General features: G+C 70.1%; 11 protein-coding genes and 2 tRNA genes. 3 read left to right on the top strand and 10 right to left on the bottom strand.

Going from position 1 to position 13801, the window contains the following annotated elements; all coding sequences use genetic code 11:
- Nucleotides 1-2 precede the first annotated feature (2 nt).
- The 5 genes from clpX to AB0H86_RS14335 all read right to left on the bottom strand — a co-directional run bounded on the left by clpX (nucleotide 3) and on the right by AB0H86_RS14335 (nucleotide 4836).
- A complete protein-coding gene (gene clpX, locus AB0H86_RS14315; RefSeq protein WP_356771100.1) occupies nucleotides 3-1289 on the bottom strand; it encodes an ATP-dependent Clp protease ATP-binding subunit ClpX in 1287 nt (428 codons plus the stop codon).
- 171 nt (nucleotides 1290-1460) lie between these two features.
- Nucleotides 1461-2141: an ATP-dependent Clp protease proteolytic subunit gene (locus AB0H86_RS14320; protein WP_362437035.1), complete on the bottom strand. Its 681-nt coding sequence runs from the start codon at nucleotides 2139-2141 to the stop codon at nucleotides 1461-1463.
- A 69-nt stretch (nucleotides 2142-2210) separates the two neighbouring features.
- Complete coding sequence (locus AB0H86_RS14325) at nucleotides 2211-2819, bottom strand: ATP-dependent Clp protease proteolytic subunit (RefSeq protein ID WP_362437359.1); 609 nt, start codon at nucleotides 2817-2819, stop codon at nucleotides 2211-2213.
- 325 nt (nucleotides 2820-3144) lie between these two features.
- On the bottom strand, nucleotides 3145-4545 hold the full coding sequence (tig, locus tag AB0H86_RS14330) for a trigger factor (protein WP_362437037.1): 1401 nt from the start codon (nucleotides 4543-4545) through the stop codon (nucleotides 3145-3147).
- A 214-nt stretch (nucleotides 4546-4759) separates the two neighbouring features.
- Nucleotides 4760-4836: transfer RNA gene (locus tag AB0H86_RS14335), tRNA-Pro, on the bottom strand.
- A 127-nt stretch (nucleotides 4837-4963) separates the two neighbouring features.
- Here AB0H86_RS14335 and AB0H86_RS14340 point away from each other — a divergent pair.
- Nucleotides 4964-5037 (top strand) — tRNA-Gly (locus tag AB0H86_RS14340).
- A 228-nt stretch (nucleotides 5038-5265) separates the two neighbouring features.
- Here AB0H86_RS14340 and AB0H86_RS14345 read toward each other — a convergent pair.
- A complete protein-coding gene (locus AB0H86_RS14345) occupies nucleotides 5266-5460 on the bottom strand; it encodes a hypothetical protein (RefSeq protein ID WP_128376689.1) in 195 nt (64 codons plus the stop codon).
- Between the two features lie 545 nt (nucleotides 5461-6005).
- Between AB0H86_RS14345 and AB0H86_RS14350 the strand changes: the two genes are divergently transcribed.
- Nucleotides 6006-7235 carry an acyltransferase family protein gene (locus AB0H86_RS14350; protein WP_362437039.1) on the top strand — a complete coding sequence of 410 codons (1230 nt, stop codon included), beginning with the start codon at nucleotides 6006-6008 and terminating at the stop codon, nucleotides 7233-7235.
- 31 nt (nucleotides 7236-7266) lie between these two features.
- Here the strand turns inward: AB0H86_RS14350 and AB0H86_RS14355 are convergent, their stop codons facing one another.
- From AB0H86_RS14355 to AB0H86_RS14370, 4 genes are all read right to left on the bottom strand, one after another.
- Nucleotides 7267-7746 (bottom strand): HD domain-containing protein, encoded by a 480-nt coding sequence (locus AB0H86_RS14355; RefSeq protein WP_362437041.1) that lies wholly within the window; start codon nucleotides 7744-7746, stop codon nucleotides 7267-7269.
- Complete coding sequence (locus AB0H86_RS14360) at nucleotides 7743-10193, bottom strand: FtsX-like permease family protein (protein WP_362437043.1); 2451 nt, start codon at nucleotides 10191-10193, stop codon at nucleotides 7743-7745. The genes AB0H86_RS14355 and AB0H86_RS14360 overlap by 4 nt, the downstream gene beginning before the upstream one ends.
- Nucleotides 10193-10951 carry an ABC transporter ATP-binding protein gene (locus tag AB0H86_RS14365; RefSeq protein ID WP_362437045.1) on the bottom strand — a complete coding sequence of 253 codons (759 nt, stop codon included), beginning with the start codon at nucleotides 10949-10951 and terminating at the stop codon, nucleotides 10193-10195. Before AB0H86_RS14365 ends, AB0H86_RS14360 begins: the two co-directional genes overlap by 1 nt.
- 207 nt (nucleotides 10952-11158) lie before the next feature.
- On the bottom strand, nucleotides 11159-12337 hold the full coding sequence (locus AB0H86_RS14370; RefSeq protein WP_362437047.1) for a PP2C family protein-serine/threonine phosphatase: 1179 nt from the start codon (nucleotides 12335-12337) through the stop codon (nucleotides 11159-11161).
- A gap of 161 nt (nucleotides 12338-12498) precedes the next feature.
- Between AB0H86_RS14370 and AB0H86_RS14375 the strand changes: the two genes are divergently transcribed.
- Complete coding sequence (locus tag AB0H86_RS14375) at nucleotides 12499-13797, top strand: GNAT family N-acetyltransferase (protein ID WP_362437049.1); 1299 nt, start codon at nucleotides 12499-12501, stop codon at nucleotides 13795-13797.
- Nucleotides 13798-13801 lie beyond the last annotated feature (4 nt).

Here is a 13801-nt window from a genome sequence, read left to right on the forward strand (position 1 = left end):
GGTTACGCCGTCTTCTGCTCCCCCGGACCCCGCCCACGCGAATCCCGCGGGATCAGCGTCGGGTTGACGTTGGAGAGGACCACGTCGGCGGTGATGACCACGCGGGCCACGTCCTTGCGGGACGGGACCTCGTACATGACGCCCTGGAGGACCTCTTCCATGATGGCGCGCAGGCCGCGCGCGCCGGTCTGGCGGAGGATCGCCTGGTCGGCGATGGCTTCCAGCGCCTCGCGCTCGAAGTCCAGCTCCACACCGTCGAGTTCGAAGAGCCGCTCGTACTGCTTGACGAGCGCGTTGCGCGGCTCGACCAGGATCTGGAGCAGGGCCTCGCGGTCCAGGTTGTGGACCGAGGTGATGACGGGCAGCCGGCCGATGAACTCGGGGATCATGCCGAACTTGACCAGGTCCTCGGGCATGACGTCCTCGAACTGGTCCTTGGCCTCCAGCTCCCGCTTGGAGCGGATCGTCGCGCCGAAGCCGATGCCCTTCGCGCCGGCCCGGGACTCGATGAGCTTCTCCAGGCCCGAGAAGGCGCCGCCCACGATGAACAGCACGTTCGTCGTGTCGATCTGGATGAACTCCTGGTGCGGGTGCTTGCGGCCGCCCTGCGGCGGAACGGAGGCCGTGGTGCCCTCCAGGATCTTCAGCAGGGCCTGCTGGACGCCCTCGCCCGAGACATCGCGGGTGATCGACGGGTTTTCGCTCTTCCGAGCGACCTTGTCGATCTCGTCGATGTAGATGATCCCGGTCTCGGCCTTCTTGACGTCGTAGTCCGCCGCCTGGATCAGCTTGAGGAGGATGTTCTCGACGTCCTCGCCGACATAGCCGGCCTCCGTCAGCGCCGTCGCGTCGGCGATGGCGAACGGGACGTTGAGCATCCGGGCCAGGGTCTGGGCCAGCAGGGTCTTGCCGGAGCCCGTGGGGCCCAGCAGGAGGATGTTGGACTTCGCCAACTCGATGGCGTCGTCGCGGCCTTGGGCGCCGCCGTTCTCACCGGCCTGGACCCGCTTGTAGTGGTTGTACACCGCTACCGAGAGCGCCTTCTTGGCCGACTCCTGGCCGACCACGTACCCCTCGAGGAACTCGTAGATCTCGCGGGGCTTCGGGAGTTCCTCCCAGCGGACCTCGCTCGTCTCCGCGAGTTCTTCTTCGATGATCTCGTTGCAGAGGTCGATGCACTCGTCGCAGATGTACACACCGGGCCCTGCGATGAGCTTCTTGACCTGCTTCTGGCTCTTGCCGCAGAACGAGCACTTGAGCAGATCGCCGCCGTCACCGATGCGTGCCACGGTGTGCTTCCCCTTCGCCTGGGAGACGCCTAGGTCCAGCGGCTCCTGGTGCTGCCTTATGTCCGACGGTACCTTGCCGAGCCCCCCGTTCGGGCCCCCCTTGGCGCGGTTCACTTTGACGTGCAGCGTGTCAAACCGTGCCAAGGGGCGGCAGACGTTACAGCTTCCGTGTCAGCGCACGGACGCGTTGTTCATCTTGCGGGTGGAGATGATCTGGTCGATCAGGCCGTACTCCAGGGCGTCGTCGGCCGTGAGGATCTTGTCGCGCTCGATGTCCTCACGGATCTTCTCGATCGCCGTGGTGGAGTGCTTGGCCAGCAGGTCTTCCAGCTGGGCACGCATCCGCAGGATCTCGTTCGCCGCGATTTCGAGGTCGGAGACCTGGCCCCGACCCGTCTCGCTGTACGGCTGGTGGATCAGCACCCGGGCGTTCGGCAGCGCCATGCGCTTGCCGGGCGTACCGGCGGCCAGCAGGATGGCGGCGGCCGAGGCGGCCTGGCCCATGCAGACCGTCTGGATGTCCGGCTTCACGAACTGCATCGTGTCGTAAATCGCAGTCAGCGCGGTGAAAGAGCCACCGGGGCTGTTGATGTAGACCGAGATGTCCCGGTCGGGGTCCATCGACTCCAGGCACAGCAACTGCGCCATGACGTCGTTGGCGGAGGCGTCGTCGATCTGGACGCCGAGGAAGATCACCCGCTCCTCGAAGAGCTTCGCGTACGGGTCGTACTCGCGGACGCCCTGCGAGGTGCGCTCGACGAACCGGGGGATCACGTAGCGGGACTCGGCCGCGGGACCCGTGTACTCGGCGCGCGTGCGGTCGTACAGGCTGCTTCCGGGGATGTCGTTCACTATCTGTCTCCTAGGGGCTGAGGCGGTCGGCTGGGGGCTTGCTGGGGCCGTTCAGGCCCCAGGGGGCGGTCAGGCCCCGGTGCCGCCGCCGCCCGGGATGCCGGCAGCCGTGGTGATGACGTCGTCGATGAGGCCGTACTGCTTGGCCTCCTCGGGGTCGAACCAGCGGTCGCGGTCCGAGTCACGGGTGACCTGCTCGACGGTCTGACCCGTGTGCTGGGACGTGAGCTCGGCCATGCGCTTCTTGGTGTGCAGCAGCCGCTCGGCGTGGATCTTGATGTCCGACGCGGAACCCGCGAGACCGGCGGAGGGCTGGTGGATCAGGATCTCGGCATTCGGCAGCGCGAAGCGCTTTCCGGGGGTGCCCGCACTGAGCAGGAACTGCCCCATGGAGGCGGCGAGGCCCATCGCGATGGTCATCACGTCGTTCTTGATGAACTGCATCGTGTCGTAGATCGCCATGCCGGCCGTGATCGAACCGCCCGGGCTGTTGATGTAGAGGTTGATGTCCTTGTCGGGATCGGCCGCGGCAAGGAGCAGCAACTGCGCGGTGATCTTGTTTGCGATGTCATCGTCGACCGGCTGGCCGAGGAAGATGATCCGCTCGTTGAGCAGCCGGTTGTAGACCTGGTCGCCGAGGCCACCACCGATGGAAGGCTCGCCGGCGGCTGAGGGCATCAGATTCGTCACGTATCCACCTGCTCGTCTTACGACGGCGCCGGGCCGTCTCACGTTTCCCTGCGGGGCTGGAGCCGTTCGGGGACTCCACTGCCCTCCTATTCATGGACCCTAACGCGCGGGTCCCTTCGGGGAATCCCGCGGAGGCTGGTGTTCGCCGGGGGCGTAGCGGCGTGGAGCTTCGGTTCGAGGGCGGCCGCGGGTCGTGGGGAGCCGGTCGCGCGGCTCCCCACGCCCCTGGGCGGGCTGCCCGGCCGTACGGCAGGAGGGCCCCGGGGTCATGCGACCCCGGGGCCCTCCGTACGACCTACGAGGCGCCGTGGGCTCAGCCCTCGGTCTTCTCCTCAGCCTTCTCCTCGGCCGGGGCGTCCTCGGTGGAGTCGGCGGCGGCCTCGGCGGCCTCCGTCTCCTCCTCCTCGTCGTCCAGGTCGATGACCTCGCCGTTGGTGTCCTTGACCGTGGCCTTCTCGACCACGGCGGCCAGGGCCTTGCCGCGGGCGACCTCGCCGACCAGCATCGGGACCTGACCACCCTCGACGACCGCCTGGGCGAACTGGTCGGGGGACATGCCGGAGGAGGCCGCGCGCCGCATGAGGTGCTCGGTGAGCTCCTCCTGGCTGACGTTGAGCTTCTCCTGCTTGACGAGCTCGTCGAGGACGAACTGGGTCTTGATGCCCTTGACCGCGGCCTCGCGGGTCTCGGTCTCGAACTCCTCGGCGCTCTTGCCCTGGATCTCCAGGTACTTGTCGAGGTCGAGGCCCATCTGGCCGAGCTGGTGGTGCTCGAGGTTGTGCTTGCGGGTGTTGACCTCGTCCTCGAGCAGCTTGTCGGGGACGGGCACCTCGACGAGTTCCAGCAGCTTCTCCAGGACGCGCTCCTGGGCCTGCGTGGCCTGGTCGTACTGCTTGGTGTTCTCGAGGCGCTTGCGGCTGTCCGCCTTGACCTCTTCGAGGGTGTCGAACTCGGAGGCGAGCTGCGCGAACTCGTCGTCCAGCTCCGGCAGTTCACGCGCGGCGACCTGGGTGACCTTGACGGTGACCTCGGCCTCCTTGCCGGCCGCCGAGCCGCCCTTGAGCTCGGAGGCGAAGGTGGTCTCGCCACCGGCCTCCAGGCCCTTCACGGCGTCGTCGATGCCGTCCAACAGCTCGCCGGAGCCGATGGTGTAGGACACGCCGCTCGCGACGCCGTCCTCCAGCACCTCGCCGTCGACCTTGGCCTCGAGGTCGAGGGTGACGACGTCGCCGTCCTCGGCCGCACGCTCGACCGGGGAGGTCGACGCGAAGCGCTCACGCAGCTCGGAGACGGCCTTGTCGACGTCCTCGTCGCTGACCTCGACGGCGTCGACCTCGACCTCGATACCGGAGTAGTCCGGGATCTCCAGGGCCGGACGGACGTCGACCTCGGCGGTGAAGTTCAGCGTCTCGCCGTCCTTCAGCTCGGTGATGTCGACCTCGGGCTGGCCCAGTACGTTGAGCTCGGCCTCGTTGACCGCTTCGGTGTAGAACTTCGGAAGCGCGTCGTTGACGGCCTCCTCGAGCACGGCGCCGCGACCGAACCGCTGGTCGATGACTCGGGCCGGGATCTTGCCCTTGCGGAAGCCCTTCACCGTGACCTGCTGGTTGATCTTCTTGTACGCCGCGTCGAGGCTGTCCTTGAGCTCCTCGAAGGGCACCTCGACAGTGAGCCGAACCCGAGTCGGGTTCAGGGTCTCCACGGCGCTCTTCACGGTTCGGTCTCCTTGTGGCTGACATCTTGGGTTCTGCCGGAGCCAGAACGGCTCCGGCGGATTCGCCGCCCGGAGGACTTCGTTAAGGAGAGACACACGGGCAGCAGCTTGCATAGTAACGGCAGCGGCGACACGGCCCCAAAGGCGATCACGGAACGCGATCACCGGAAGTGACCGCGCGAGTGGCCGACGACGGCCGGGGACGGCCGATCAGTGGTCGGGGTGGCGGGATTTGAACCCACGGCCTTCCGCTCCCAAAGCGGACGCGCTACCAAGCTGCGCCACACCCCGTGCTGGTGCGACACGTAGGGTACATGCCCGCAGGCAGCGTGGCCGCCGCATTGACAGGGTGTGCGGCAAGCGGGGACGACCCGCTACGATGCCTCTGTGCCGCGGTCACCGACCTGCGGTGCGCTGCGCGGGCGTAGCTCAATGGTAGAGCCCTAGTCTTCCAAACTAGCTACGCGGGTTCGATTCCCGTCGCCCGCTCCATACGGCTAAGGGCCAGGTCAGAGGATCATTCCTCGGCCTGGCTCTTGTCGTTTCCGACGGGTTTATCCACGATCTTCGTGCTCCTGCGACGAGGCAGCGCGACCTACACCGGCCTCCGGCCCGTTCCTTGCGAGGGGCGGGCCGGAGGCCTTTGGCGTGTCCTGGGGTGCAGGGTCTGCGGCGTCCACTGTTCGAGCACTGTTCGGCGGCGGACCATGACGGCCACGGCTAGAACTGGATCGAGTTGATGGTCTCCGCTATCGAGTTCAGGAACCGCTGGATGTCGTCGGCCATGCCGGTCGAGGCGAGGAAGAAACCGAAGAGCACAGCGACTATGGCGGGGCCGGCCTTGATTGAGCCTCCCCTGATCAACACCACCAAGACGATCGCCAACAGCAGCACCACTGACAGCGAAATGGCCACAACTGATCACACCCTCGGTCGGTCCGCTCTCCCGGCCCGGGGATGCAGCCCCGCGCACCCCCGCCAGAACCATCGTGCCACCAACGGGGCCCGCATATGCGGCGCGTGACCCAACGTTGGCCATGGCCGCTCCGGATCTCCACGCGCTCGCGGCCGCGTCCGGGCCTCCACAGGGGTCCTCGTACAGCAATTCGACGGGGCCTCCGTAGGGGTTATTCAGCTGGATCGTTTCCGTGTCCACACAACGTGTTCGCAGTTGATTCGAATTTGAGCCACAGGGGGCCCTGGCGACCTGCACGGCATGACGATAATGCACCATTTAGTATGGATGAATCGTGACAAGTGAGGCACCATGACGCCCTGGCCGAATAGCCGACGTGTGTCGATCCTCACGTGGAGCAAAAATGTCAACTTCACGAAAACGCGAGTAGACGAAGCCATTAACCAGGAATGACGTCGGGAATTTTACGAATACACGCAGCCACGGCTAGGGTGCCTCAGATGTTCCACGCCGCCTCGTCCCCCGCCCCCACAGCGAGGTCCCTGTGACGAACCCGCTGCGACCGCAGGGCCAGAATCGATCGCCACTCCCCCCGGCACAGTCGTCGGCGAACGGAGTGCCGAGTCCGCGCCCGCCGCAGAACCAGCGCGGCGCACCGGCCTCGCACCGGGCCGCCGCCGGCGCCAAGCCCGGCGACAAACAGCGCGACGCGTTCTTCGACAACGCGAAGTACCTGGCGATCGTCCTGGTCGCCGTGGGGCATTCCTGGGAGCCCATCAAGGGTGACAGCCGGATCCTGGAGGGCCTGTACACGGTCGTGTACTCCTTCCACATGCCGGCGTTCATCATCATCTCCGGGTTCTTCTCGCGCAGCTTCGACATGCGCGCCGACCGGCTCAAGCGACTGATCACCGGCGTGGTCGTGCCGTACGTCGTCTTCGAGACGGCCTACTCCCTCTTCAAGCGCTACCTCGATCACTCGCCGGGGCAGGAGATCAGCCTGCTGGATCCCTGGTACCTGACCTGGTTCCTGTGCGCGCTGTTCGTCTGGCGGATGACCACGCCCATCTGGAAGCTGGTGCGGTGGCCGCTGCCGCTCGCCCTCGGCATCGCCATGCTGGCGTCCGTCTCGCCCGAGATCGGCGACGACCTGGACCTGCAGCGGGTGCTGCAGTTCCTGCCGTACTTCGTGGTCGGCCTGTGCATGAAGCCCGAGCACTTCCGGCTGGTGCGCCGGCGTTCCATGCGGATCGCGTCGGTGCCGGTGTTCGCGGCCGCGCTGGCGGTCGGCTGGTGGGCCGTGCCCCGTATGAACACGTCGTGGTTCTACCACCGTGACGCCGTGCAGGAGTTGGCCGCGCCCTGGTGGTCCGGACCGGTCATGGTCCTCGCGCTGTTCGGCTGCTCGATGCTGCTGACCGCCTGCTTCTTCTCCTGGGTGCCGGGCCGCCGGATGTGGTTCACGTCGCTCGGCGCGGGCACGCTGTACGGCTACCTGCTGCACGGCTTCCTGATCAAGGGCGCCGACTTCGCGGGCTGGTTCGACCACGCCTGGCTGCAGCGGCCGCTGGGCGAGATCTCCGTGAGTGTCCTCGCGGCCGCCGTCGTGACCGTGCTGTGCACCGCGCCGGTGCGCCGGGTCTTCCGGTTCGCGATGGAACCCTCGATGGAGTGGGCCTTCAAGCGGGACGCGGCCGAAGTGGCGCGCGGGCGGGAGAAGAACGGCAAGACGACCGAGTCGGGCGCACGCGAGCGCGAGAAGGTCAGCGCCTAGTACCGGCCCCTCGTCCCATGCCGGACCCTCGTCAACGGCCCGGCTCACCGCTGTCAGCGACCAGACCGAGAAGCGCACGCATCCGCGTGTACTTCTCGGTCAGGCGTGTGCGGGTGGGCTCGTCCAGCACCGCGAGGCGCGCCGGGTCCGCGTTGTGCGCCAGGTCCGCCTCCTTCACCAACAGGGCGCCCGGGGTGGCGAGAACGCGCCGCGCGTACGCCTCGGGCGGCTCCCCGGCCCGCTTGGTGACCGCGCGCACGACGTCCTTCGTACGGCGGCTCAGGGCGGCCTCCTCCAGCCACCGCTCGGAGAGCGCATCGTCCTCGACGCTGTCGTGCAGCCAGGCCGCCGCGATCTGTTCCTCGTCGCCGCCCCGCGCGCGGACCCCTTCCGCCACGGCCCGGAGGTGTTCGGCGTAGGGGCGCCCGGCCTTGTCGGTCTGCCCGGCGTGGGCGGCGCGGGCGATGGCCTCGACTTCGGCCAGAGTCAGCGGCCGCGGAGTGTCCGTCACTCGTCCAGTGTGTCGGCCCGCAGCGCCGCGCGGGCCGGGAGGGTGGCCGCCGTCACGCCGAGGACGACGATCGCGCCGGCGAAGGCGCCGTACACCAGGGGCGGGATGTACGGTCCCTGCCCCGTCAGCCCCTTCATCATCGGGATCAGTGTGGCCAGGGCGATCGCCGTGCCGAGGGCGATGCCGGCGAGGGCGACCAGGAGGGCCTCCCAGCGGACCATCCGCAGCACCTGCCGGCGGGTGGAGCCGATCAGGCGGAGCGTGCCGAGTTCGCCGCGGCGGTCGAGGACGGTCATCACCAGGGTGTTGACGGCGGCGACGGCCGCGAAACCGCCGAGGACGGCCGCCATGACCGTGTTCGCCCAGGCATTGAGCTCCCGGTCCCCCGACTGGGCGGTGGTGTAGTCGGCGCGGTCCAGGACCGTGCCGAGGGCGCCCAGACCGGCCGCCGTACCGCCCTTGGTCCACAGCTCGCTGTCGTAGGCGGAGGTGACGTGGACGGCGAGGTCGGCGCGGTTCATCGTGACCTGGGACAGACCCATACCGCGTCCGTACGTCGCCACGATCCGCGGCTCGGCCCTGGTGCCGTCGGGCAGGCGCAGCGGGATCCGGTCGCCGACGTCGACGTTCGCGTTGTCGGCGACGGAGGCGTCGACGGCGATCTCGCCCCGCTTCAGGGACAGTTGGCCATGGCGCACGTCCAGATCCTGTACGGCGGCCAGGTCGCGGGCGGATCCCGTGACGCCCTGGGCGGACACCTGCGTGATCACGCCACCCGAGGCGGGGACGAGCACCGAGGTCTTCAACAGGCCGACGGCGGCGGTGACTTCGGGGGCGCTGCCGGCCTGTCGTACGGCGTCCGGGGTCAGGCCCGGGTCCGCGGTGACGATGTGGTCGGCGATGATGCCCGCGTCCTGCTGCCGTGCGGTGACCCGCTCCTCGCTGGTGTGCATGAAGACCAGCACCGAGGAGAACGCCACGGCGAGGACGATCGGGGTGATCGCGGAGGCCAGTCGGCGGGCGTTCGTACGGGAGTTGGCGGCGGCGAGGGAGGCGGGGGCGCCCGCGCCGCGCAGCGGGAGCCCGAACAGGGCGGCGCAGACGCGCGCGACCAGCGGGCCGAGCAGGGCCACCGCCAGCATGAACAGCATCACGATGCCGAGCGCCGCGTTGGCCGCGTCCTCACCGGTCTGCGAGGCGGCCAGGCCCGCGCAGACGAATCCGCCGACCGCGGCGGCGACCCCGAGCGGCACCCGGATCCAGCCCACGCGCAGCCGCTCCACGGCCGCCTCGCCCAGCGCCTGCCCCGGCTTGACGCGGGAGCTGCGGTGGGCGGCGGTGTACCCGGCCAGGAGGGCGGTGACGAGGACGGCGCCGACGGCGGAGACCAACGGGATCCAGGAGACGGACAGTTCGACGGCAGCGGGAACCGCGCCCTTGTCCCGCAGCTGCCCGAACCACCAGTCGGCCAGGGCGATTCCGGGCAGACAGCCGGCCGCGCCCGCGAGCGGGGCGATCAGGAAGGTCTCGGTGGCGATCGTGCGGCGGATCTGGCGCGGGGTGGCCCCGACGGCGCGCAGCAGCGCGAACTCGCGGGCGCGCTGGCCTACGGCGAGGGCGACCGTGCCGGCCGCGGTGAACATGGCGACCGTGGTCGCGACGCCGCCGAAGGAGCCGCCGATTCCCATGAGGGTCTCCCGGGCCTCGGCGAGGGTCGGGTCGGCCACGGTGCCGCGGTCGTCGCCGGTGTGGATCTCGGCGCGGTCGCCAAGGACGTGGGCGACCTGGGCGGCGAGCGCCCGGGTGGTCACCCCGGGCCTGGGCAGTACGACGACGGCGTCCACGCGGCCGGGGTGGCCGGAGACCCGTACGGCCTCGGAGTCGGCGAACCAGACGGTGCCCTGGCCGGTGCCGGTGCCGCCGTTGGTGCCGCCGGTGATGCCGGAGACGCGGTAGGCGCGGGTGCCCTCGGGTGTGGTGAGGGTGACGCGGTCGCCCACCGTGCCCTGGGCGAGGGCCACTTCACCGGGGTGCGGAGCGCGCCCCTCGGTGAGGTGTTCGCCGGTGAAGACGGTGGAGGACCAGTTGTGGGCGGTACGGGAGCCACGCTGTTCCCGGACCGGGAAGGTCACGTCGGCGACGGCCGTGCGGGCTCCGGGGGCCGAGGCGGCCTTCGTCACCAGGGAGACGTCGAGACGGGCGCGGTCCGGGACCGGCTCGCTGTCCGCGTTGTCTCCGTGGCCGTAGTGGGCCCGCTGATCGGCGGCCGCCACCACGGGGGCGCCCGCGTAGCGCTGGGGCGGGACGGTGGCTCGAGCGCCGGTCTCCAGGAGGATGCCGCAGGCCGAGACGATCGCCGCGGCCAGCACGAGCGCGACCAGGGTGCCGACGAACGCGGCGGGGCGGAACCGGACGGCGACACGGGCGAGGCCGTTGGGTACGAACATCACGCCGCCGTTCGCTCGTAGGACGCCGGGACCGTGAGGGCCGTCATGCGGGCGGCGATCCGGTCCGTGGGGGCGCGGTCGAGGTGGTCGACGATCTCGCCGTCGGCCAGGAACAGGACACGGTCCGCCCAGGTGGCGGCCGACGGGTCGTGGGTGACCATGACGACGGTGGCGCCCTGGGTGTCCACGGCCTGCCTGAGCAGGGCGAGGATCTCGGCGGCCGTCGTCGTGTCCAGGGCGCCGGTCGGCTCGTCCGCGAAGATCACGTCGGGGCGGGTGACGAGGGCGCGGGCGATCGCGACGCGCTGCTGCTGTCCGCCGGAGAGCTGGCCGGGGCGGCGGCGGGCCTTGTCGGCGAGACCGACCTGGGCGAGCACCTCGCGGGCCCGGCCGCGGTCGGGTCGGTGGCCGGCCAGCCGCATCGGCAGGACGACGTTCTGCTCGACCGTCAGGGAAGGGAGCAGGTTGAAGGCCTGGAAGACGAAGCCGAGGCGGGTGCGGCGCAGTGCGGTGAGCTTGTTCTCGCGCAGGCCGGTGATCTGGGTGCCGCCGAGACGGACGGTGCCGGCGGTGGCGCGGTCGAGGCCCGCCGCGCACTGGAGGAACGTGGACTTGCCGGAGCCCGAGGGGCCCATCACGGCGGTGAAGCTGCCGTGCGGGAGGGTGAGGTCGATGCCGCGCAGGGCGTGGACGGCGCCGCGGCCGCGGCCGTAACGCCGGGTCACTCCGTGCAGTTCTACGGCCCAGTCGCCTGCCATGCGGGGGTCCTCCGGTCGGTCGTATGCGGAGCATCACGGTGGTGATGTCTCGAACGTACGGACCGGGGGCGAGCGCCCACCATGAGGGCGACCGCCGGACCTGACCTGAGGAAAACCCCACCATGTCGGCCGAACCGCAGGTCGGGGCGGGTGTCGCCGCCGGACGGGGTGCGAGGCTCTGTTCTCCGAGTGCGGGGTCGGGCCGGGTCAGCGCATGGCTGCCGCCGTCGGGCCCTCTCGGCAGATCAGGAGCAGGGCCCGGTCGTCGTTGACGTCCTTCGCCACCGCTTCGATCAGGTGCCAGGCCGCTCCGTGGAAGCCGCCGGCGACATAGCGGTCGGCCTCGCCGGTGAGGCGGTCGATGCCCTCCACTATGTCGCGCTCGGACGTTTCCACCAGACCGTCTGTGAACAGCATCAACACGTCCCCGGGGCGGAGTGAGCCCTTCACGGGGTCGAACTGGGCGCCGTCGTACACACCAAGGAGCGGGCCCTCGGCGGCCTTCTCCTCCCAGCGGCCGCTGCCGGCGCTGAGCTGGAGGCCCGGCGGGTGTCCGGCGGAGTACAACTCGTAGTCGCCCGAGTCCAGATCGAGGACCAGGTGGATGGAGGTGGCGAAGCCCTCGTCCCAGTCCTGGCGGAGGAGATAGCCGTTCGCCGCGGGCAGGAAGGCGTGCGGGGGCAGGCTGCCCAGCAGACCGCCGAACGCGCCCGACAGCAGCAGGGCCCTCGACGCGGCGTCCATGCCCTTGCCGGACACGTCCGTCAGGACGACCTCCAGGGTGCGGCCGCCGTTGGTTCGTGCCGCGACGACGAAGTCACCGGAGAACGACTGACCGCCCGCCGGGCGCAACGCCATCTCGCGGTGCCAGACCTGCGGCAGCTGCGGCAGCTTGCTCTGTACCCGGATGCGTTCGCGCAGGTCGAAGAGCATCGTGCCGCCGCGTCGCCAGGGGACGCCCACCCGGCTGCGGAACTGCGCGATCAGCAGGCCGAAGAAACCGCAGGCGGCGACCACGAGGACGATGCCCGGGGTGACGCGGGAGGGGCCCTCCGTGTACGGGCCCAGCCGCACCGACTCCACGATCAGCGCGGTCGCCGCGGCCGCGTACAGGCTGAGCAGGCTCGCCGGGCGCAGCAGCAGGCCGCCCGCGACGATCGGCAGGACCAGCGCGGCCGGGGAACACCACACCGAGTTCACGAGTGTGGTGGCCGCGATCAGGGGCACGGTGAGGAGCAGGCCGGCCAGGGCGACCCAGTCCGAGCCGTCGCCGCGGAAGTAGTCGACGGCGCTTCTGCGCAGGCCGACGCGGACCCGGTGCCACTGCATCTTCAACCGGGCCGTGAACGTCTCGGCTTCTGCGCGCCGCTCTCGTCCTGCTGCCATTAGTTCGGGACCCTATCCATCGGACCAGCTGCTTGGCACGGGAGGTCCCACTTGTCCCCCGTCCGAGGCTCAACTCACAGTGAACTTCACCGAAAGCCACCGCGCGGCCCTCAAGTCGAAATCCCCTGGCCCGTCCCGCAATGCCCTGATAGGCATGGTCCATGGCGACTGACAACGGGACTGACCAAGGGGACCACGGCACCTACCGCGGGGCCGCGCCCGAGTCCGGCCACGGGCCTGACTTGCGGGTACTGCGGCAGGGCGACTGGAACGAGTGGTACGACAACCTCATCCGTGCCTTCGGCGGACTCCCGGAGTCCCCCGAGGAGCGCGAGCTGTGGAACGCGCTCTCGGAGACGGACCGCTCGATCGGCGCCTGGGACGGGGACACGTGCGTGGGCACGACGGGGGCGTTCAGCTTCCGGCTGACCGTGCCGGGCGGCGCCTCGGTGCCCGCCGCGGGCGTGACCATGGTCAGCGTGGCCGCCACGCACCGGCGGCGCGGGGTGCTGCGCTCGATGATGCGGCGCCAGCTGGACGACGTACGGGAATGGGGCTGGCCCCTGGCGGTCCTCACGGCCTCCGAGCCCGCGATCTACGGCCGGTTCGGGTACGCCGCGGCGACGTACTGCGCCAATGTCGAGGTCGACACGGCACGCGTACGGCTGTCCGTGCCGCCCGGCACCGATGACGTACGGCTGCGGTACGCCGCGCCGGCCGACGTCCTGGACGCGTGCGAGGCGGTGTACGCGCGCCGGGTGTCCGGCCGGCCGGGGATGCTGGCGCGGCTGCCCGGGTGGGAGCGGCTCGGGTTGCTCGACGCGGAGGGCGGCCGGGAGGGGGCGTCGCCGCTGCAGTGCGTGGTCGCCGAGCGGGGCGGCGAGGTCGTGGGGTACGCGCGCTTCCGGATCAAGCCCGGGTGGGAGACCTCCGGACCCACGGGCGAGGTGCTCCTTCAGGACACGGAGGCGCTGGACGCGGCGGCGCACGCCGCGCTGTGGCGGTTCCTGTTCGAGATCGACCTGACGTCGACGCTGAGCGCCCGGGGACGGCCGCTGGACGAGCCGTGGATGTCCATGGTGAGCGACATCCGGCGGTGTGGTCTGCGGTTGCGGGATTCCCTGTACGTCCGGCTGGTGGACATCGGGGCCGCGCTGGAGGCGCGGACGTATCAGGCGCCGGTGGACGTGGTGTTCGAGGTCGAGGACGACTTCTGCCCCTGGAACGCGGGGCGTTGGCGACTCGTGGGCGACGCGAAGGGCGCGTCCTGCGACCGCACCACGGACCCGGCTGATCTCGCCCTGTCCGTACGGGAGTTGGGGGCGGTGTATCTCGGGGGCGTGAGCCTGGCCTCGCTGGCGGCGGCCGGGCGGGTGCGGGAGCTTCGGCAGGGCGCGTCGACGGAGGCGGCGGTCGCGTTCGGTTCGCCGGTGCCGCCCTGGCTGCCGCACGGGTTCTGACCCC

Origin of the sequence: Streptomyces sp. NPDC050997, assembly GCF_040660135.1 — a bacterium.
GTDB lineage: Bacteria > Actinomycetota > Actinomycetes > Streptomycetales > Streptomycetaceae > Streptomyces.

What these genes read in the sequence shown, in the direction of transcription:
- AB0H86_RS14375 (WP_362437049.1), top strand. Translation starts at nt 12,499, where the DNA reads ATGGCGACTGACAACGGGACTGACCAAGGGGACCACGGCACCTACCGC.
- AB0H86_RS14360 (WP_362437043.1), bottom strand. Translation starts at nt 10,193, where the DNA reads ATGTTCGTACCCAACGGCCTCGCCCGTGTCGCCGTCCGGTTCCGCCCC.
- AB0H86_RS14370 (WP_362437047.1), bottom strand. Translation starts at nt 12,337, where the DNA reads ATGGCAGCAGGACGAGAGCGGCGCGCAGAAGCCGAGACGTTCACGGCC.
- AB0H86_RS14325 (WP_362437359.1), bottom strand. Translation starts at nt 2,819, where the DNA reads ATGCCCTCAGCCGCCGGCGAGCCTTCCATCGGTGGTGGCCTCGGCGAC.
- AB0H86_RS14365 (WP_362437045.1), bottom strand. Translation starts at nt 10,951, where the DNA reads ATGGCAGGCGACTGGGCCGTAGAACTGCACGGAGTGACCCGGCGTTAC.